Source organism: Blautia sp. MCC283 (assembly GCF_018785565.1).
Lineage (GTDB): Bacteria > Bacillota > Clostridia > Lachnospirales > Lachnospiraceae > Blautia_A.
Genome location: NZ_WQQB01000069.1, coordinates 26,449 through 43,349 on the forward strand (window position 1 = coordinate 26,449; position 16,901 = coordinate 43,349).

Here is a 16,901-nt window from a genome sequence, read left to right on the forward strand (position 1 = left end):
ACCGGAAGAAAAAACAGTGTCAGGAGGACGGATATGCAGGATGCTTTTTCACGAATGGAATTGCTCGTTGGAAATACAGGTGTAAAAAAACTCAGCATGGCGAAGATTGCAGTATTCGGCCTTGGCGGAGCCGGAGCGCAGGCAGCAGAGGCACTCGCACGCTGCGGTGTGGGAAGTCTGACACTGATCGACCATGAAAAGATCACACTGCCCAATATCGGAAGTCAGGTTCTGGCACTTCATTCCACTTTGGGAATGAGCAAGGTAGAAGCAGCCAAGAAGAGAATCCGTGATATTGACGAGAATATTCTGGTGCATACTTACGAAACCTTTTATAATGAGGAGACTGCGGGAATGTTTGACTTATGTTCTTTTGATTACATCGTGGATGCACTGGGTACAATATCATCCAAGCTGCTCCTGATCAGAAGAGCAGCGGAAGCACATGTACCTTTGATATCATGTATGGATATAGGCAATAAACTGGATCCATCCAGACTGGAAATTGCAGATATAGGCAGAACTACCGTATGTCCGGTAACTAAAATGATAAAAACAGAACTGCGTAAGAGAGGAATACGGAAGCTTAAGGTACTGTATTCCAGAGAACGTCCCACAAGAGAGAAACTTTTCCGGAGAAGCAGAACCGTGGTGAAGAAATCTGTGGAGGGAAATATTTCTTTTGTGATGGGAACTGCGGGATATCTGCTTGCCGGAGAAGTTGTAAGGGATATACTGGCGGCAGGAAGTGGTTTACGCAGCTGACAATAAGAATAGATAGAAATAAAACAGAAAGACTGAGGAACAGAAACAGTGAATTCAGAGATCAGAAAAATGTTTTGCGATCTTCTTGGAGAGGATCGTGTTTTTACAGAAGAAGCAATGAGCCAGCATACGACTTTTAAGATCGGAGGTCCGGCTGATTATTTTCTGATGCCGGATAAAGGCGAAGATGTGGGCCGTGTTATAAAAATCTGTAAAGAGAAAGAGATTCCGTATTTTATCCTTGGAAATGGAAGCAATCTTCTTGTAGGAGACGGTGGGTATCGTGGAGCTGTGATCCAGATCTACAGAAATATGTCGTCGGTTACAGTTGAGGGAAATGAGATCACGGCACAGGCAGGTGCATTGCTTTCGGCTGTGGCAGCTGCCGCCAAAAATGCTTCACTTACAGGCTTCGAGTTTGCGGGAGGGATTCCGGGAACGATAGGCGGCGCGGTTGTGATGAATGCAGGGGCTTATGGTGGTGAAATGAAAGATGTTCTTACAGAGGTAACTGTCATGAATGCCGAGGGTGATATTTTTACACTTCCCACAGAAGAACTTGAATTGGGATATCGGACCAGTATCATCAAAACAGCAGGCTATATTGTTCTGGAAGCAAAGATCCGTCTGAAAGAGGGAGATCCGGAAGTAATCCGGGAGACCATGAAGGATCTGACTATCCGTCGTACTACCAAACAGCCGCTGGAGTATCCAAGTGCAGGAAGTACCTTTAAGAGACCGGAAGGATATTTTGCAGGCAAGCTGATCATGGACAGCGGCCTTGCGGGATATCAGGTAGGTGGTGCCCAGGTTTCCGAAAAACATTGTGGTTTTGTGATCAATGCAGGTGATGCCACTGCGAGAGATGTCCGTACACTGATGGATAATGTGAGGGACATTGTATATAAGAAATATGGAGTTACCCTGGAACCGGAAGTGAAGTTCCTGGGTGAGTTTTAACGCAGAAAGAAAAGCAGATGACTGCTGTATGAATAACGGAAGAAGAAATGGAAAGGAAGAGAGATTATGCGTTTTGTGATCGTTACAGGAGTTTCAGGAGCGGGAAAAACCGCCGCACTTAAGATGCTGGAGGATATGAATTATTTCTGCGTGGATAATCTTCCGATTCAGCTTCTGGAGAAATTCGCTTCCCTTCTTCCGGAAATGCAGAGTGAGAACGTAAGGAATGTTGCGCTTGGAATCGATGCCAGGAGCGGGAGTGCTCTTGATGAACTGGAAGTGGTGCTGGACCGCATGAAACAGACAGGATACGATTATGAGATCCTGTTCATGGATGCGGAAGACTCTGTTCTTGTGAAGAGATATAAAGAATCCAGAAGAAGTCACCCGCTTGCTAGGACAGGAAGAGTGGATGAGGGAATCCGCCTGGAACGTGAAAAAACAAAATTTCTCCGGAAGCGTGCAGATTATATTATTGATACCAGCCACCTTCTTACCAGAGAGCTGCGTCAGGAGATAGAGAAGATTTTTGTGGATGACAGAGAATTCAGCAATATCATGATCTCTGTTCTTTCCTTCGGATTTAAGTATGGAATCCCGGCAGATGCAGATCTCGTGTTTGATGTGCGTTTCCTTCCTAATCCTTATTATGTGGATGAACTGCGCCCGCTCACAGGTCTGGATGATGCAGTATTTGATTATGTAATGGCCAGTGATACAGCGAAGGAATTCGCAGATAAGCTGGAGGATATGATACGTTTTCTCATTCCTAATTACATTAAGGAAGGAAAAACAAGCCTTGTGATCGGAATCGGATGTACCGGTGGTAAACATCGGTCTGTGACGATTGCCAGGGAACTTTTTTCCAGGCTGTCCAAGTCCGGCGATTATGGCATTCGTCTGGAACACAGGGATGCAGAGAAGGACAGACTTCTGAAAAAATAGTGTTACAGTAAAGAATACTGTGCGGAAACAGTAAAAGAGGGTTCGGGATGTCGTTTTCAGGAAAAGTCAAAGAAGAACTTGCGGGGCAGTTCAGTCCGGCAAGGCACTGTCAGGTGGCAGAAATGGCGGCACTGCTCTGCGGCTGTGGCCATGTGGAAAAAATGTCAGATGGAAACATAAAGCTGTGGATTCAGACAGAAAATGAAGCAGTTGCAAGAAAAAGCTTTACATTATTAAGAAAAACATTTAATATAGAGACAGCGATTGTTATTCGGGAGGGGTCCCATCTGAAACGTGGTAAGGTATATCTTGTAGAGGTTGCAGACCCACAGAGAGCGGAGGAGATTCTGCAGGGAACGAAACTTTCCGTGAATAACAAAACCGGGTTACTTGAAATGGATAATTCGCTTGTGGTTCAGATGAATTGCTGCAAGCGCGCATTTATTCGCGGCACTTTCCTGTCGTCGGGTTCGATCAGTGATCCTGAGAAAGGCTATCACTTTGAGATCGTATGTCCTGATCGCGGAAAAGCAGAACAATTACAGGGGATTATCCGCAGTTTTCACGTAGAAGCTAAAATTGTGGTGCGCAAGAAATCATATGTGGTCTATGTGAAGGAGGGCGCGCAGATCGTTGACATGCTGGCAGTCATGGAAGCGAACGTAGCACTTATGGATCTGGAGAATATCCGGATACTTAAGGAAATGCGTAACACGGTAAACCGCAAGGTGAACTGTGAAGCTGCGAATATCAATAAAACGGTAAATGCGGCAGTGAGACAGGTGGAAGATATACAGCTGATCAGCAGGACCGTCGGTTTTGAAAGTCTGACCGACGCTCTGGCACAGGTGGCCAGGCTGAGGCTTAAATATCCAGATGCCACGCTGAAAGAATTAGGTATGATGTTGAATCCGCAGGTGGGCAAATCAGGTGTGAATCACCGGCTTCGCAAGCTGAGTGAGATCGCAGATGAGCTGCGGGAGAACAAGGAGGAGCTATTATGATTAAAAAACCAATCACTATCAACTTATCCACTGGACTGGAGGCGAGACCAGTAGCACAGCTTGTTCAGGTAGCAAGCCAGTTTAACAGTGAAATTTATGTTGAGATTGGCAAAAAAAGAGTCAATGCAAAGAGCATCATGGGAATGATGACACTGGGGCTTGACGCTGGAGAAGAAATCACATTGTCTGCCAACGGTGATGATGAGAATGCGGCGATGGAGAGCATTGAACAGTATTTAAGCAACCAGTAATTAATTTAGACAGAGCAGTCCGTGATAATCATTGCGGACGTGGAATATAAAGGGATACAGACGGAAAGGAAGACCGATTCCCGCTGTATCCCTTTCCGCTTCAATTCGCCTACTAATATGAAAGAGGAAGATTACCTATGTCAAAAGTATTGAAATTTATTGTACATCTTGTTGTAATATGTACTTTGGTCTGCGTACTGGGACTTGTTCTTCCACCGTTTTTCGGGGTGAGAACAGTGATCGTGGATAAAGCTGATGAGGCAACGAACCTTCCTGTTGGTTCTGTTACATATGCAATTCCGGAGAAAAGTTCTGCGATCAGTGTAGGTACACCAATTCTTGTACAGAAAGATTCCAAGATATATAAATATACCATTACGGATCTTGATGCTTCCAAGGGAACCGGAACCGTTACGGATCAGTCTGTTTCCGGAGGTAAGACGCTTACAATTAAAGTTGGAGATTATGTTCCGAAAGTAGTGATCACGATTGGATATGTAGGATATCTGCTGGTTGCTACAGAGAGTATAGAAGGCCTGATCATTCTCGGACTTGTTGTACTGTTCCTGATCATTCTTTATGTGATCGCAGAACTCTGGAAAAAAGAGCCGGATGACATACAGGATGATATGGAAGATCCGGAACCAGGATATGTGAAATCAAAAAAAGAACTGAAACGAGAAGAGAAAGCACGTGCCAGAAGAATGAGGGAAGAAGAAAAAGAAATCCTTCAGGAAGAAAAGGCGCGCAAACGCAAAGGCAAAAAAGCTGAAAAGCGAAAAGTACGTACCGGCGGTTTTGTGGACGAAATCGATGAAGATGATATTACAGAACATTCATCTGGAAAAAAAGCTTCTGCCATCCAGCAGACAGCACAGACGGCAGCCAGTGAAGCACATGAAGAACTGAAAAAAGAAATTGCGGCAGCAACTTCTGAAGAGGCAGATATGGCTCCTGAGTTTGAGCGGACCCAGAGAAGACCGGCAGAACGAAAAACAGCCCGTCCGCAGCCAAGAAGAACGGAAGAACCTGAGAGAGTGGAAGAAGAGCAGGTTACAATCGGAAGCCTTGCGATGCCATCTCTTTCTGCCGCACAGCTTGCAAGCCGTGTGAAACAGGCAGGGGATGCACCGGATATCGTGAAAGACGATATCACCAATGTAACGTTATTTGACTATTCCGATATCATTGGCAGTGATACAGATGCAACAGAAGAATAATAACTACCTATTATATAAGAAGAAAACGGTTCAGAAATGAGCCGTTTTTTTCTTTTTTAAAAAAAATTGAAAAAATTAAAAAAAACACTTGCATTCTTAAAGATCATCGTATATACTAATCCTTGCTGTGACATTGATAGCTATGAAGCGCGAGGTTGCTACCATATCGGTAGGTTTTCCGTGGAGCGAATGTCAAGTTAGGAAACTGACGACAAGTCACTGTACAAAGTTCAATAACCATCTTGGGATGGGCGTGTGTGCAAATATACCATGACACACACGGAGATGTGTACAGTCGCCGCTTGTCGTACTGCTATATAAGTACGAATAGGAGGAGACTTTTTTTATGGCAAATCAGGTAATGAGAATCACATTAAAGGCATATGATCATCAGCTCGTTGATGCATCTGCAGCAAAGATCATCGAGACAGTAAAGAAGAACGGAGCAATGGTAAGTGGACCGGTTCCGCTTCCTACTAAGAAAGAGGTTGTTACAATCTTAAGAGCTGTTCATAAATACAAAGATTCCAGAGAGCAGTTTGAGCAGAGAACTCATAAGAGACTTATCGATATCCTGACACCAACTCAGAAAACAGTAGATGCACTTTCCAGACTGGAAATGCCGGCTGGTGTTCACATCGATATCAAGATGAAAAACCGCTAATAATGTCATTTGACATTAACTATATGATTACCGAATGGTAATCCGCTATAAGGAGGAAGAAAGAAATGAAGAAAGCTATTTTAGCTACTAAAGTCGGAATGACTCAGATCTTCAATGAAGATGGAATGTTAATTCCGGTAACTGTTTTACAGGCAGGTCCTTGCGTTGTAACTCAGGTTAAAACTGAGGAGAACGATGGATACACATCAGTTCAGGTTGGCTTCGGCGAGATCAGAGAGAAACTGGTCAACAAACCGGAGAAAGGCCACTTTGATAAAGCTGGTGTAGCTGTAAAAAGATTTGTAAAAGAGTTCAGATTTGACAATGCCGGCGAGTATGAGGTTGGACAGGAAATCAAGGCTGACATCTTTGCAGCAGGAGATCACATCGATGCTACTGCAATCTCCAAAGGTAAAGGTTTCCAGGGCGCCATCAAGAGACATGGCCAGTCCAGAGGACCTATGGCTCACGGTTCTAAATATCATCGTCATGCAGGTTCCAACGGCGCTTGCTCCGATCCGAGCAAGGTTTTCAAAGGAAAACATATGCCAGGTCACATGGGACATGTTCAGGTAACTGTTCAGAATCTTGAGATCGTACGTGTAGATACAGAGAATAACTTACTGTTAGTTAAAGGTGCTGTTCCAGGACCTAAGAAATCTTTGGTTACAATCAAAGAGACAGTAAAGTCCTTATAATAGGAAAGGAGGAGCATCAGAATGGCTAATGTAACTGTTTATAATATGGAAGGCAATGAAGTTGGCACAATGGAGCTGAATGACGCAGTATTCGGCGTTGAGATCAACGAGCATCTCGTTCATCTTGCAGTTGTTCGTCAGCTTGCAAATAACCGTCAGGGAACTCAGAAAGCGAAAACTCGTTCTGAGGTAAGAGGCGGCGGAAGAAAACCGTGGAGACAGAAAGGAACAGGTCATGCAAGACAGGGTTCCATCCGTGCACCACAGTGGACAGGCGGCGGTGTTGTATTCGCTCCGGTTCCGAGAGACTATGAAGTAAAAATGAACAAAAAGGAAAGAAGAGCAGCTCTTAAATCCGCTCTGACATCCAAGGTTCAGGATAATAAACTTGTTGTTGTTGACAGCCTTGCACTTGCTGAGGTTAAGACAAAAGAGATGCAGAAGGTTCTTACAAACCTGAAAGCAGAGAAAGCTCTTGTAATCACAGCTGATAACGATCAGAACGTAATTCTTTCTGCAAGAAACATCGCTGACGTGGAAACTGCAACACCGGCTACAATCAACACATACGATGTTATGAAACACAACACCGTAGTTGTTACAAAGGATGCCGTTGCATCTATCGAGGAGGTATACGCATAATGGCAAGTATTCAGTACTATGACGTAATCATCCGTCCGGTTATCACAGAGAAATCCATGAACGCCATGGGTGAGAAAAAATATACATTCCTTGTACATCCAGAAGCAAACAAGACTCAGATCAAAGAGGCTGTTGAGAAGATGTTCGAGGGAACAAAAGTTAAAAGCGTAAACACCATCAACAACGATGGAAAGAAAAAACGCCGTGGAATGGTAGTTGGAAAAACTGCTAAGACCAAAAAAGCTATCGTAGCTCTTACAGAAGAGAGCAAAGATATCGAGATCTTCGAAGGACTTTAATTAACAGTTAAGTCCGAATATACGCAGTCAAAAGCGTGATGATAAAGATTGAAAGGAGAAACATCATGGGAATCAAAAGCTATAACCCATATACACCGTCAAGAAGACATATGACTGGTTCCGACTTCTCTGAGATTACAGCTGCAAAACCAGAGAAATCCCTCGTTACTTCCCTTAAGAAGAACGCCGGACGTAACAATCAGGGTAAAATCACTGTAAGACATCAGGGTGGCGGAAGCAGAAGAAAATACAGAATCATCGACTTCAAGAGAAGAAAAGATGGAATCCCTGCAACAGTTAAAACAATCGAGTACGATCCGAACAGAACAGCTAATATCGCTCTTATCTGCTACGCAGATGGCGAGAAAACTTACATCCTCGCTCCAGAGGGACTTAAAGTAGGCCAGAAGGTTTACAATGGTCCGGAAGCTGAGGTTCGTGTTGGAAACTGCCTCCCGCTGGAGCTTATCCCGGTTGGTACTATGGTTCACAACATTGAGCTTCATCCTGGAAAAGGCGGACAGATGGTTCGTTCTGCAGGAAACGGCGCACAGCTCATGGCTAAAGAAGGAAAGTATGCAACACTTCGTCTTCCTTCCGGTGAGATGAGAATGGTTCCGATCGTATGCCGCGCAACTGTTGGTGTAATCGGAAACGGAGATCACAACCTTATTAACATCGGTAAAGCCGGACGTAAACGTAACATGGGTATCAGACCTACAGTTCGTGGTTCCGTAATGAACCCGAATGACCATCCACATGGTGGTGGTGAAGGTAAGACCGGTATCGGACGCCCAGGTCCTTGCACACCGTGGGGCAAACCTGCTCTCGGCCTGAAGACCAGAAAGAAAAACAAACAGTCCAACAAGTACATCGTAAGAAGACGCGATGGAAAAGCATTATCGAAATAATAAGGAGGAGAAAGCATGTCTCGTTCACTGAAAAAAGGACCTTTTGCAGACCAGAGCTTACTTAAAAAAGTAGACGCTCTTAACGCTGCAAATGATAAATCCGTAATCAAAACTTGGTCTCGCCGTTCCACAATCTTCCCGTCTTTCGTAGGACACACAATCGCTGTTCATGACGGAAGAAAACATGTGCCGGTATATATCACAGAGGATATGGTAGGACACAAACTTGGTGAGTTCGTTGCAACAAGAACTTACAGAGGACACGGAAAAGACGAGAAGAAGTCCGGAGTACGCTAGTCATCAGATTTATAACTGCCCGCTGTCAGATTAAGACAGCTGGCAGATAACTCAGATATCGAATTTAGGAAAGGAGGCACTTTAAGATGGCAAAAGGACATAGAAGCCAGATAAAGAGAGCCAGAAATGAGAATAATAGAGAGACAAGGCCGTCTGCAAAGTTATCTTATGCAAGAATTTCTGTTCAGAAAGCCTGCTACGTATTAGATGCAATCCGTGGCAAAGATGTACAGACAGCACTTGGTATCCTGACATACAATCCGAGATACGCTTCCAGCGTGATCAAAAAACTGCTTGAGTCAGCAGTAGCAAACGCTGAGAACAACAACGGAATGAACGCAGACAACCTTTATGTTGCAGCATGCTATGCAGATAAGGGACCTACAATGAAGAGAATTCAGCCGAGAGCACAGGGTAGAGCTTACAGAATCGAGAAGAGAACAAGCCATATCACTGTTGTGCTTGATGAAAGGTAAGGAGGAAAAGCATGGGACAGAAAGTTAATCCGCATGGCCTTAGAGTCGGAGTTATCAAGGATTGGGATTCCAGATGGTATGCAGAAGACAAATTTGCTGACTACCTGGTAGAAGACTACAACATCAGAACATTCCTTAAAAAGAAATTATACAGCGCAGGTGTTTCCAAGATCGAGATCGAGAGAGCATCTGACAGAGTTAAGATCATCATCTACACAGCAAAACCTGGTATCGTAATCGGTAAGGGCGGCGCAGAGATCGAGAAAGTTAAAGCTGAGCTTCAGAAATACACAGACAAGAAGCTTATCGTTGACATCAAAGAAGTAAAGAGACCGGACAAAGATGCACAGCTGGTTGCTGAGAACATTGCTCTTCAGCTTGAGAACCGTATTTCTTTCAGACGTGCTATGAAGTCCACAATGCAGAGAACAATGAAGGCTGGCGCTAAGGGAATCAAGACTTCCGTATCCGGACGTCTCGGCGGAGCTGATATGGCTCGTACAGAGTTCTACAGCGAGGGAACAATCCCGCTTCAGACACTTCGTGCAGATATCGATTATGGCTTTGCGGAAGCAGACACCACATACGGTAAAGTTGGTGTTAAGGCATGGATCTACAATGGTGAGATTCTTCCGACAAAAGGAACTAAGGAAGGGAGCGATAAATAATGTTAATGCCAAAAAGAGTAAAACGTCGTAAACAATTCCGTGGCTCCATGAGAGGAAAAGCCCTTAGAGGCAATGCTATCAACTATGGTGATTTCGGTCTTGTTGCTACTGAGCCGTGCTGGATCAGATCTAATCAGATCGAGGCAGCCCGTGTTGCTATGACCCGTTACATCAAACGTGGCGGTAAAGTTTGGATTAAGATTTTCCCGGATAAACCGGTAACAGCTAAACCAGCTGAGACTCGAATGGGTTCCGGAAAAGGCGCTCTGGAGTACTGGGTAGCAGTAGTAAAACCAGGTCGTGTTATGTTTGAGATTGCAGGCGTGTCCGAAGAGGTTGCCCGTGAAGCATTACGTCTTGCAATGCACAAGTTACCATGTAAATGTAAAATCGTTTCTCGTGCAGACTTAGAAGGCGGTGATAACAGTGAAAATTAATAAGTTCGTGGAAGATTTAAAAGCAAAGTCAGTTGCAGAACTGAATGAAGAATTAGTAGCTGCTAAAAAAGAGCTTTTCAATCTGAGATTTCAGAATGCAACAAACCAGTTAGACAATACAGGACGAATCAAAGAGGTTCGCAAAAATATTGCCAGAATCCAGACAGTAATCACTGAGCAGGCAAACGCTTCCAAATAGGACAGGAGGACATAAATCGTGGAAAGAAATCTGAGAAAAACCCGCGTGGGTAAGGTTGTCAGCGACAAAATGGATAAGACCATCGTAGTTGCAATTGAAGACCATGTAAAACATCCTCTTTACAAGAAAATCGTGAAGAGAACATATAAATTAAAAGCTCATGATGAGAACAATGAGTGCAACATCGGAGATACCGTTAAGGTAATGGAGACCAGACCGCTGTCCAAAGACAAGAGATGGAGACTGGTTGAGATCGTAGAGAAAGCTAAATAAGGAGGAAACCAGTATGATTCAGCAGGAAACTAGACTGAAAGTTGCCGACAACACTGGTGCAAAAGAAATCCTTTGTATTCGTGTTATGGGCGGCTCTACAAGAAGATATGCAAACATCGGTGACACAATCGTTGCTACGGTTAAAGATGCAACACCAGGCGGCGTTGTTAAAAAAGGTGACGTTGTTAAAGCTGTAGTTGTTAGAACTAAAAAAGGCGCTCGTCGTAAAGACGGATCCTACATCCGTTTCGATGAAAATGCTGCCGTAATTATCAAGGATGACTTAACTCCGAGAGGAACTCGTATCTTTGGACCAGTTGCCAGAGAGCTTCGTGAGAAGAAATTCATGAAGATCGTTTCCTTAGCTCCGGAAGTATTATAGGAGGGTGCCGAATGTCAGCTATGAAAATTAAAAAAGGTGATACTGTAAAAGTTATCGCTGGAAAAGATAAAGGTAAGGACGGAAAAGTTCTTGCAGTTAACGTAAAAGACAACACAGTAGTTGTTGAGAACGTAAACATGGTTACAAAGCACGCTAAACCGTCCGCAGCTAATCAGAACGGTGGAATCGTGACAAAAGAAGCTCCGCTTCACATCTCCAACGTAATGCTCGTTGTAGACGGAAAAGCTACAAGAGTTGGATTCAAGATGGATGGAGACAAAAAAGTTCGTGTTGCCAAAGCAACAGGAAAGACAATCGATTAATTAAGAGAGGAGGCATATAAAGGTGAGTAGATTAAAAGATCTTTACAAGAACGAGATCATGGATGCCATGACCAAGAAATTCGGATACAAAAACGTAATGGAAGTGCCAAAACTCGAGAAAATCGTTGTTAACATGGGTGTTGGCGAGGCAAAAGAGAACGCTAAACTTCTTGACGCTGCAATCGCAGATATGGAACTTGTTACAGGACAGAAAGCAATCGCTACAAAAGCGAAAAAATCTGTCGCTAACTTCAAAATCAGAGAGGGTATGCCGATCGGATGTAAAGTTACCTTAAGAGGCGAGAAGATGTATGAGTTCGCTGATCGTCTTATCAACCTTGCTCTTCCACGTGTACGTGACTTCCGTGGTGTTAACCCGAACGCATTCGACGGCAGAGGAAACTACGCTCTTGGTATCAAAGAGCAGCTGATCTTCCCAGAGGTTGAGTACGATAAGGTTGATAAAGTAAGAGGAATGGACGTTATCTTCGTTACAACTGCTAAAACAGATGAAGAGGCACGCGAATTACTGACATTATTCAACATGCCATTTGCTAAATAGGAGGAAAAGATTCATGGCTAAGACAGCAATGAAAATTAAACAGCAGCGTAAAGCTAAATTCTCCACAAGAGAGTATACTCGCTGCAGAATCTGTGGCCGTCCACATGCATACCTGAGAAAATACGGAATTTGCAGAATCTGCTTCCGTGAGCTGGCATACAAAGGTCAGATCCCGGGTGTTAAGAAAGCTTCCTGGTAGGCCGAGGCGAAAGCAACTTTTTAATCATTTAAATAATATTCACACGACATGTAAAGTCTGAAGAAAGAGGAGGAAACTTACATGACAATGAGCGATCCGATCGCAGATATGCTTACAAGAATCCGTAACGCAAACACTGCAAAACATGACACTGTAGACGTACCGGCATCCAAGATGAAAATTGCTATCGCAAACATCCTTGTAGATGAGGGATACATCGCAAAATATGATCTGGTTGAGGATGGAGTTGTTAAAACTCTTCACATCACACTGAAATACGGTGAGGATAAAAACCAGAAGATCATCACAGGACTTAAGAGAATCTCCAAACCAGGTCTTCGTGTATACGCAGGCAAGGATGAGCTTCCGAAGGTTCTTGGCGGACTTGGTATCGCAATCCTTTCCACAAACAAAGGCGTTATCACTGACAAAGAGGCTCGTAAGCTTCAGGTTGGTGGCGAGGTACTTGCATTTGTATGGTAGTCCATACAGGGCAGTCATATAGCTTTTAAACTGAAAACAGAGAGGGCATGGGCCCTCTCCGACAATCTAAGTAAGGAGGACAAATTTATGTCACGAATCGGAAGACTTCCGGTTGCAATTCCAGCTGGCGTTGAGGTTACAGTCGCAGATGGAAACGTTGTAACAGTAAAAGGACCTAAGGGAACACTTGAGAGAGCACTCCCGACAGAGTTAGAGATCAAAGTTGAAGACGGTCATGTAGTTGTAACAAGACCGAACGACTTAAAGAGAATCAAAGCCCTTCACGGCTTAACAAGAAGCCTTATCCACAACATGGTTGTTGGTGTAAGCGAAGGATACAAAAAAGAGCTTGAGGTTAACGGTGTTGGTTACAGAGCTGCTAAGCAGGGCAAGAAACTTGTACTTAACCTCGGATATTCTCACCCGGTAGAGATGGAAGATCCAGAAGGTCTTGAGTCCACAGTTGATGGAAACAAGATCATCGTATCTGGTATCAGCAAAGAAAAAGTTGGCCAGTACGCAGCTGAGATCAGAGACAAGAGAAGACCTGAGCCATACAAGGGCAAGGGAATCAAGTACGTTGACGAAGTTATCAGACGTAAAGTCGGTAAGACCGGTAAGAAATAATTAAGGAGAGTGAGAATATGATTAACAAAGCATCCAGAAGCGAAATTCGCGAAAAGAAGCATAGAAGATTACGTCATCATTTAAACGGAACTGCAACTACTCCTCGTCTGGCAGTATTTCGTTCCAACAAGCACATCTATGCACAGATTATTGATGACACAGTTGGTAAAACTTTAGTATCCGCTTCTACTCTCCAGAAGGACGTAAAAGCAGAGCTTGAGAACACTGACGATGTACAGGCTGCAGCAAAAGTCGGAACAGTAATCGGTAAAAAAGCTGTTGAGGCTGGTATCGAGAGCGTTGTTTTCGACAGAGGTGGATATATCTACCACGGAAAAGTTAAAGCACTGGCAGATGCAGCAAGAGAAGCTGGACTGAAATTCTAAGAGGAGGAAAAGAACACATGAAACGTAATCTTATTGATGCTAGTCAGTTAGAGTTAGAAGATAAAGTAGTATCAATCAAGCGTGTTACCAAGGTTGTTAAAGGTGGTCGTAACTTCCGTTTCACAGCTTTAGTTGTTGTAGGTGACGGCAATGGACACGTTGGTGCAGGTTTAGGAAAAGCAGCAGAAATTCCGGAGGCGATCCGCAAAGGTAAAGAGGACGCTATGAAGAAACTTGTTACTGTTGCAAGAGACGAGAACAATTCCATTACACATGACTTCATCGGAAAATTCGGAAGCGCTGAGATGCTTCTGAAGAGAGCTCCGGAAGGTACTGGAGTTATCGCCGGTGGCCCGGCACGTGCCGTAATCGAGCTTGCTGGTATCAAAAACATCCGTACAAAATGTATGGGTTCCAGAAATAAACAGAACGTAGTTCTGGCAACAATCGCAGGCCTGAGCCAGTTAAAGACTCCGGAAGAGGTTGCAAAGCTCCGCGGAAAATCTGTAGATGAGATTCTGGGTTAAGGAGGAAATGGAAATGGCAGATACAATCAAGGTTACACTGGTAAAATCTCCAATCGGTGCAGTACCGAAGCACAAAAAGACTGTAAAAGCTATGGGTCTTACAAAGATGCATAAAACAGTTGAGATGCCAGACAACGCTGCAACTAGAGGAATGATTCAGCAGGTGCAGCACCTGGTAAAAGTAGAAGATTAAGGAGGTGCCAGAATGGAATTATCAAACTTAAGACCCGCAGAGGGTTCCAAGCATAGCGATAACTTCAGAAGAGGCCGTGGACATGGTTCAGGAAACGGCAAAACTGCTGGTAAAGGACATAAAGGACAGCTTGCTCGTTCCGGCCACAAGAAACCGGGATTCGAGGGAGGTCAGATGCCTTTATACAGACGTCTTCCTAAGAGAGGTTTCACTAACAGAAACTCTAAAGAAATTATCGCAATCAATGTAGACGTTCTCAATCGTTTTGAGGATGGCGCAGAGGTTACAGTTGACAGCTTACTTGCAAGCGGTGCAATCTCCAAGGCTGGTGATGGTGTTAAGATCCTTGGAAACGGCGAGCTTACAAAAAAACTCAATGTTAAAGTAAACGCTGTCAGCGAGACTGCAAAAACAAAAATTGAAGCTGCTGGTGGTACAGTAGAGGTGATCTAATGTTTGAGACTCTTAAGAGTGTTTTCAAAGTAAAGGAAATGAGAAGGAAACTTCTCTATCTGATCTGGATGATATTCGTGATCAGAATTGGATCCCAGCTTCCTGTACCGGGGGTCGACAGTGACTTCTTTAAGCAGTGGTTTGAATCTAATACCGGTGACGCATTCAATTTCTTTGATGCGTTCACCGGCGGTTCCTTTACTCAGATGTCAATTTTTGCATTGAACATCACACCTTACATTACTTCTTCCATTATCATTCAGCTTCTTACCATTGCTATTCCGGCACTGGAAGAGATGCAGCGTGACGGAGAAGAAGGAAGAAAAAAGCTTACAGCAATCACACGTTATGTAACGGTCGGTCTTGCTCTGTTTGAGTCTGTTGCCATGGCAATCGGATTCGGACGTCAGGGTATGATCCCGGATATGAATTTCCTGAAGGGAATCGTGGTTGTTGCAAGTTTAACAGCGGGTTCCGCAATGCTTATGTGGCTGGGCGAGCGTATTACAGAGAAGGGCATCGGAAATGGTATTTCCATTGTCCTGACTATCAATATCGTGTCCAGGATCCCGAGCGATATATCCCTTCTTTATGAGAACTTCGTCAAGGGCAAAACAATTGCAAAAGGAATGCTTGCAGCCTGCATCATCGCTGTGATCATCCTGGTTGTTGTAGTGCTCGTACTTATCCTCAACGGAGCAGAGAGAAGAATTCCGGTTCAGTATTCCAGAAAGATGGTTGGACGTAAAATGATGGGCGGTCAGTCCACAAACATCCCGCTTAAAGTAAATACTGCCGGCGTTATTCCGGTTATTTTTGCTTCCTCCATTATGTCTTTCCCGTCAATCATTGCACAGTTCGCTGGCAAAGGAAACGGAACAGGCATTGGAAGTGAGATCTTAAGAGGACTTTCCTCCAATAACTGGTGTAATCCAAGTCAGATCCAGTACAGCTGGGGTCTGATCCTGTATGTGGTACTTTGCGTATTCTTCGCATACTTCTATACATCCATTACCTTTAATCCGTTGGAAGTAGCCGATAATATCAAAAAGCAGGGCGGTTTTATCCCAGGCATCCGTCCGGGAAAACCGACTTCAGATTATTTGACTAAAATCCTGAATTATATTATATTTATAGGTGCAGTAGGTCTTGTTATCGTGGCCGTAATCCCGTTCTTCTTCAACGGTGTGTTCGGTGCGAATGTTTCCTTCGGCGGTACATCTATCATCATCATCGTAGGTGTTATCCTGGAGACCGTTAAGCAGGTGGAATCACAGCTGCTTGTACGTAATTACAAAGGCTTCCTGAACTAATTGAAAATGAAGGTTGCGGTGCGAAAGTGTCGCAGCCTTGATTTGTAAACAGGACTGTCTGAAAATCAGGCAGAAAACAGGAAAATGGAGGGTATGCTATGAGAATTATTATGTTGGGTGCACCGGGGGCAGGCAAAGGTACTCAGGCTAAGAAAATTGCGGCGAAATATGGAATTCCGCACATCTCCACAGGAGATATTTTCCGTGCCAACATCAAGAACGGTACTGAGCTTGGAAAAAAAGCAAAAACTTACATGGATCAGGGACTTCTTGTTCCGGATGAACTGACCTGCGACCTTGTTGTTGACAGAATCCAGCAGGAGGACGCAAGAGAAGGGTATGTTCTGGATGGTTTTCCAAGAACAATTCCGCAGGCAGAATGTCTGACAGAAGCTCTGAATAAACTTGGAAGCAAAATTGACTATGCAATCGATGTGGATGTGCCGGATGAGAACATCGTGAAACGTATGGGCGGACGCCGTGCATGTGTGAAATGTGGTGCAACTTATCACGTTGTATTTGCAGCACCGAAGACAGAAGGTGTCTGCGATACCTGTGGTGACAAGCTTGTACTCCGTGACGATGACAAGCCGGAGACAGTCCAGAAACGTCTGAATGTTTATCATGAGCAGACACAGCCATTGATTGACTATTACACCACACAGGGTGTTTTGAAGACGGTAGACGGAACCAGGGACCTGAATGAGGTATTCCAGGAGATCGTTGACATCTTAGGAGAATAAG

At 44.2% G+C, this 16,901-nt stretch carries 29 protein-coding genes; all 29 read left to right on the plus strand.

Features of this window, described 5'->3' with window-relative positions:
* Nucleotides 1-33: 33 nt before the first annotated feature.
* Complete coding sequence (locus GPK81_RS16560) at nt 34-765, plus strand: tRNA threonylcarbamoyladenosine dehydratase (RefSeq protein WP_021977058.1); 732 nt, start codon at nt 34-36, stop codon at nt 763-765.
* Nucleotides 766-834: 69 nt separating this feature from the next.
* Nucleotides 835-1,725 carry a UDP-N-acetylmuramate dehydrogenase gene (gene murB, locus GPK81_RS16565; protein ID WP_118062093.1) on the plus strand — a complete coding sequence of 297 codons (891 nt, stop codon included), beginning with the start codon at nt 835-837 and terminating at the stop codon, nt 1,723-1,725.
* A 66-nt stretch (nt 1,726-1,791) separates the two neighbouring features.
* A complete protein-coding gene (rapZ, locus tag GPK81_RS16570) occupies nt 1,792-2,670 on the plus strand; it encodes an RNase adapter RapZ (protein ID WP_021977060.1) in 879 nt (292 codons plus the stop codon).
* A 47-nt stretch (nt 2,671-2,717) separates the two neighbouring features.
* Nucleotides 2,718-3,674 carry a DNA-binding protein WhiA gene (whiA, locus tag GPK81_RS16575; protein ID WP_021977061.1) on the plus strand — a complete coding sequence of 319 codons (957 nt, stop codon included), beginning with the start codon at nt 2,718-2,720 and terminating at the stop codon, nt 3,672-3,674.
* On the plus strand, nt 3,671-3,925 hold the full coding sequence (locus tag GPK81_RS16580; RefSeq protein ID WP_015526913.1) for an HPr family phosphocarrier protein: 255 nt from the start codon (nt 3,671-3,673) through the stop codon (nt 3,923-3,925). The genes whiA and GPK81_RS16580 overlap by 4 nt, the downstream gene beginning before the upstream one ends.
* Before the next feature lie 137 nt (nt 3,926-4,062).
* Nucleotides 4,063-5,145: a hypothetical protein gene (locus GPK81_RS16585; protein ID WP_215707375.1), complete on the plus strand. Its 1,083-nt coding sequence runs from the start codon at nt 4,063-4,065 to the stop codon at nt 5,143-5,145.
* Between the two features lie 346 nt (nt 5,146-5,491).
* Nucleotides 5,492-5,809, plus strand: a complete 318-nt coding sequence (gene rpsJ / locus GPK81_RS16590; RefSeq protein WP_015526916.1) for a 30S ribosomal protein S10 — start codon at nt 5,492-5,494, stop codon at nt 5,807-5,809.
* A 65-nt stretch (nt 5,810-5,874) separates the two neighbouring features.
* Nucleotides 5,875-6,507 (plus strand): 50S ribosomal protein L3, encoded by a 633-nt coding sequence (rplC, locus tag GPK81_RS16595; protein WP_118608611.1) that lies wholly within the window; start codon nt 5,875-5,877, stop codon nt 6,505-6,507.
* Between the two features lie 21 nt (nt 6,508-6,528).
* The gene (gene rplD / locus GPK81_RS16600) at nt 6,529-7,149 is read left to right on the plus strand and encodes a 50S ribosomal protein L4 (RefSeq protein ID WP_021976669.1); all 621 of its coding nucleotides are present in this window, start codon (nt 6,529-6,531) and stop codon (nt 7,147-7,149) included.
* Nucleotides 7,149-7,448, plus strand: a complete 300-nt coding sequence (rplW, locus tag GPK81_RS16605; protein WP_021976670.1) for a 50S ribosomal protein L23 — start codon at nt 7,149-7,151, stop codon at nt 7,446-7,448. The genes rplD and rplW overlap by 1 nt, the downstream gene beginning before the upstream one ends.
* Nucleotides 7,449-7,513: 65 nt before the next feature.
* A complete protein-coding gene (gene rplB / locus GPK81_RS16610; RefSeq protein WP_215707376.1) occupies nt 7,514-8,359 on the plus strand; it encodes a 50S ribosomal protein L2 in 846 nt (281 codons plus the stop codon).
* 15 nt (nt 8,360-8,374) lie between these two features.
* Nucleotides 8,375-8,656, plus strand: coding sequence for a 30S ribosomal protein S19 (gene rpsS, locus GPK81_RS16615; protein ID WP_015526921.1), 282 nt, complete (start codon nt 8,375-8,377; stop codon nt 8,654-8,656).
* 86 nt (nt 8,657-8,742) lie between these two features.
* On the plus strand, nt 8,743-9,132 hold the full coding sequence (gene rplV / locus GPK81_RS16620; protein WP_015526922.1) for a 50S ribosomal protein L22: 390 nt from the start codon (nt 8,743-8,745) through the stop codon (nt 9,130-9,132).
* A gap of 11 nt (nt 9,133-9,143) precedes the next feature.
* On the plus strand, nt 9,144-9,800 hold the full coding sequence (gene rpsC / locus GPK81_RS16625; RefSeq protein ID WP_015526923.1) for a 30S ribosomal protein S3: 657 nt from the start codon (nt 9,144-9,146) through the stop codon (nt 9,798-9,800).
* A complete protein-coding gene (gene rplP, locus GPK81_RS16630; RefSeq protein ID WP_118062095.1) occupies nt 9,800-10,237 on the plus strand; it encodes a 50S ribosomal protein L16 in 438 nt (145 codons plus the stop codon). Before rpsC ends, rplP begins: the two co-directional genes overlap by 1 nt.
* Nucleotides 10,227-10,436, plus strand: a complete 210-nt coding sequence (rpmC, locus tag GPK81_RS16635; RefSeq protein WP_021650762.1) for a 50S ribosomal protein L29 — start codon at nt 10,227-10,229, stop codon at nt 10,434-10,436. The genes rplP and rpmC overlap by 11 nt, the downstream gene beginning before the upstream one ends.
* 18 nt (nt 10,437-10,454) lie before the next feature.
* Entirely contained in the window at nt 10,455-10,709 is a 255-nt protein-coding gene (rpsQ, locus tag GPK81_RS16640) for a 30S ribosomal protein S17 (RefSeq protein ID WP_118513007.1), read from the plus strand.
* Between the two features lie 13 nt (nt 10,710-10,722).
* Nucleotides 10,723-11,091 carry a 50S ribosomal protein L14 gene (gene rplN, locus GPK81_RS16645; protein ID WP_019162495.1) on the plus strand — a complete coding sequence of 123 codons (369 nt, stop codon included), beginning with the start codon at nt 10,723-10,725 and terminating at the stop codon, nt 11,089-11,091.
* A gap of 11 nt (nt 11,092-11,102) precedes the next feature.
* Nucleotides 11,103-11,414: a 50S ribosomal protein L24 gene (rplX, locus tag GPK81_RS16650; protein ID WP_021650764.1), complete on the plus strand. Its 312-nt coding sequence runs from the start codon at nt 11,103-11,105 to the stop codon at nt 11,412-11,414.
* 22 nt (nt 11,415-11,436) lie between these two features.
* Nucleotides 11,437-11,976, plus strand: coding sequence for a 50S ribosomal protein L5 (gene rplE / locus GPK81_RS16655; RefSeq protein ID WP_021650765.1), 540 nt, complete (start codon nt 11,437-11,439; stop codon nt 11,974-11,976).
* Nucleotides 11,977-11,989: 13 nt separating this feature from the next.
* Nucleotides 11,990-12,175 carry a type Z 30S ribosomal protein S14 gene (locus GPK81_RS16660; RefSeq protein WP_015526927.1) on the plus strand — a complete coding sequence of 62 codons (186 nt, stop codon included), beginning with the start codon at nt 11,990-11,992 and terminating at the stop codon, nt 12,173-12,175.
* Nucleotides 12,176-12,256: 81 nt separating this feature from the next.
* Nucleotides 12,257-12,658, plus strand: a complete 402-nt coding sequence (gene rpsH / locus GPK81_RS16665; protein ID WP_015526928.1) for a 30S ribosomal protein S8 — start codon at nt 12,257-12,259, stop codon at nt 12,656-12,658.
* Between the two features lie 87 nt (nt 12,659-12,745).
* Nucleotides 12,746-13,285, plus strand: coding sequence for a 50S ribosomal protein L6 (gene rplF, locus GPK81_RS16670; RefSeq protein ID WP_015526929.1), 540 nt, complete (start codon nt 12,746-12,748; stop codon nt 13,283-13,285).
* Nucleotides 13,286-13,302: 17 nt separating this feature from the next.
* On the plus strand, nt 13,303-13,671 hold the full coding sequence (gene rplR, locus GPK81_RS16675) for a 50S ribosomal protein L18 (RefSeq protein ID WP_015526930.1): 369 nt from the start codon (nt 13,303-13,305) through the stop codon (nt 13,669-13,671).
* Between the two features lie 17 nt (nt 13,672-13,688).
* Nucleotides 13,689-14,198: a 30S ribosomal protein S5 gene (rpsE, locus tag GPK81_RS16680; RefSeq protein ID WP_015526931.1), complete on the plus strand. Its 510-nt coding sequence runs from the start codon at nt 13,689-13,691 to the stop codon at nt 14,196-14,198.
* Between the two features lie 13 nt (nt 14,199-14,211).
* Nucleotides 14,212-14,391 (plus strand): 50S ribosomal protein L30, encoded by a 180-nt coding sequence (rpmD, locus tag GPK81_RS16685; protein ID WP_015526932.1) that lies wholly within the window; start codon nt 14,212-14,214, stop codon nt 14,389-14,391.
* 12 nt (nt 14,392-14,403) lie between these two features.
* A complete protein-coding gene (rplO, locus tag GPK81_RS16690) occupies nt 14,404-14,844 on the plus strand; it encodes a 50S ribosomal protein L15 (RefSeq protein ID WP_118608610.1) in 441 nt (146 codons plus the stop codon).
* Nucleotides 14,844-16,157, plus strand: coding sequence for a preprotein translocase subunit SecY (gene secY, locus GPK81_RS16695; protein WP_215707377.1), 1,314 nt, complete (start codon nt 14,844-14,846; stop codon nt 16,155-16,157). The genes rplO and secY overlap by 1 nt, the downstream gene beginning before the upstream one ends.
* 98 nt (nt 16,158-16,255) lie before the next feature.
* A complete protein-coding gene (locus GPK81_RS16700; RefSeq protein ID WP_215707378.1) occupies nt 16,256-16,900 on the plus strand; it encodes an adenylate kinase in 645 nt (214 codons plus the stop codon).
* The last annotated feature ends 1 nt before the right edge of the window (nt 16,901 follow it).

Bases quoted from the DNA above. Each gene is read 5' to 3' on its own strand.
- GPK81_RS16560 (WP_021977058.1), top strand. From the start codon at position 34: ATGCAGGATGCTTTTTCACGAATGGAATTGCTCGTTGGAAATACAGGT.
- murB (WP_118062093.1), top strand. From the start codon at position 835: ATGTTTTGCGATCTTCTTGGAGAGGATCGTGTTTTTACAGAAGAAGCA.
- rapZ (WP_021977060.1), top strand. From the start codon at position 1,792: ATGCGTTTTGTGATCGTTACAGGAGTTTCAGGAGCGGGAAAAACCGCC.
- whiA (WP_021977061.1), top strand. From the start codon at position 2,718: ATGTCGTTTTCAGGAAAAGTCAAAGAAGAACTTGCGGGGCAGTTCAGT.
- GPK81_RS16580 (WP_015526913.1), top strand. From the start codon at position 3,671: ATGATTAAAAAACCAATCACTATCAACTTATCCACTGGACTGGAGGCG.
- GPK81_RS16585 (WP_215707375.1), top strand. From the start codon at position 4,063: ATGTCAAAAGTATTGAAATTTATTGTACATCTTGTTGTAATATGTACT.
- rpsJ (WP_015526916.1), top strand. From the start codon at position 5,492: ATGGCAAATCAGGTAATGAGAATCACATTAAAGGCATATGATCATCAG.
- rplC (WP_118608611.1), top strand. From the start codon at position 5,875: ATGAAGAAAGCTATTTTAGCTACTAAAGTCGGAATGACTCAGATCTTC.
- rplD (WP_021976669.1), top strand. From the start codon at position 6,529: ATGGCTAATGTAACTGTTTATAATATGGAAGGCAATGAAGTTGGCACA.
- rplW (WP_021976670.1), top strand. From the start codon at position 7,149: ATGGCAAGTATTCAGTACTATGACGTAATCATCCGTCCGGTTATCACA.
- rplB (WP_215707376.1), top strand. From the start codon at position 7,514: ATGGGAATCAAAAGCTATAACCCATATACACCGTCAAGAAGACATATG.
- rpsS (WP_015526921.1), top strand. From the start codon at position 8,375: ATGTCTCGTTCACTGAAAAAAGGACCTTTTGCAGACCAGAGCTTACTT.
- rplV (WP_015526922.1), top strand. From the start codon at position 8,743: ATGGCAAAAGGACATAGAAGCCAGATAAAGAGAGCCAGAAATGAGAAT.
- rpsC (WP_015526923.1), top strand. From the start codon at position 9,144: ATGGGACAGAAAGTTAATCCGCATGGCCTTAGAGTCGGAGTTATCAAG.
- rplP (WP_118062095.1), top strand. From the start codon at position 9,800: ATGTTAATGCCAAAAAGAGTAAAACGTCGTAAACAATTCCGTGGCTCC.
- rplN (WP_019162495.1), top strand. From the start codon at position 10,723: ATGATTCAGCAGGAAACTAGACTGAAAGTTGCCGACAACACTGGTGCA.
- rplX (WP_021650764.1), top strand. From the start codon at position 11,103: ATGTCAGCTATGAAAATTAAAAAAGGTGATACTGTAAAAGTTATCGCT.
- GPK81_RS16660 (WP_015526927.1), top strand. From the start codon at position 11,990: ATGGCTAAGACAGCAATGAAAATTAAACAGCAGCGTAAAGCTAAATTC.
- rpsH (WP_015526928.1), top strand. From the start codon at position 12,257: ATGACAATGAGCGATCCGATCGCAGATATGCTTACAAGAATCCGTAAC.
- rplF (WP_015526929.1), top strand. From the start codon at position 12,746: ATGTCACGAATCGGAAGACTTCCGGTTGCAATTCCAGCTGGCGTTGAG.
- rplR (WP_015526930.1), top strand. From the start codon at position 13,303: ATGATTAACAAAGCATCCAGAAGCGAAATTCGCGAAAAGAAGCATAGA.
- rpsE (WP_015526931.1), top strand. From the start codon at position 13,689: ATGAAACGTAATCTTATTGATGCTAGTCAGTTAGAGTTAGAAGATAAA.
- rpmD (WP_015526932.1), top strand. From the start codon at position 14,212: ATGGCAGATACAATCAAGGTTACACTGGTAAAATCTCCAATCGGTGCA.
- rplO (WP_118608610.1), top strand. From the start codon at position 14,404: ATGGAATTATCAAACTTAAGACCCGCAGAGGGTTCCAAGCATAGCGAT.
- secY (WP_215707377.1), top strand. From the start codon at position 14,844: ATGTTTGAGACTCTTAAGAGTGTTTTCAAAGTAAAGGAAATGAGAAGG.
- GPK81_RS16700 (WP_215707378.1), top strand. From the start codon at position 16,256: ATGAGAATTATTATGTTGGGTGCACCGGGGGCAGGCAAAGGTACTCAG.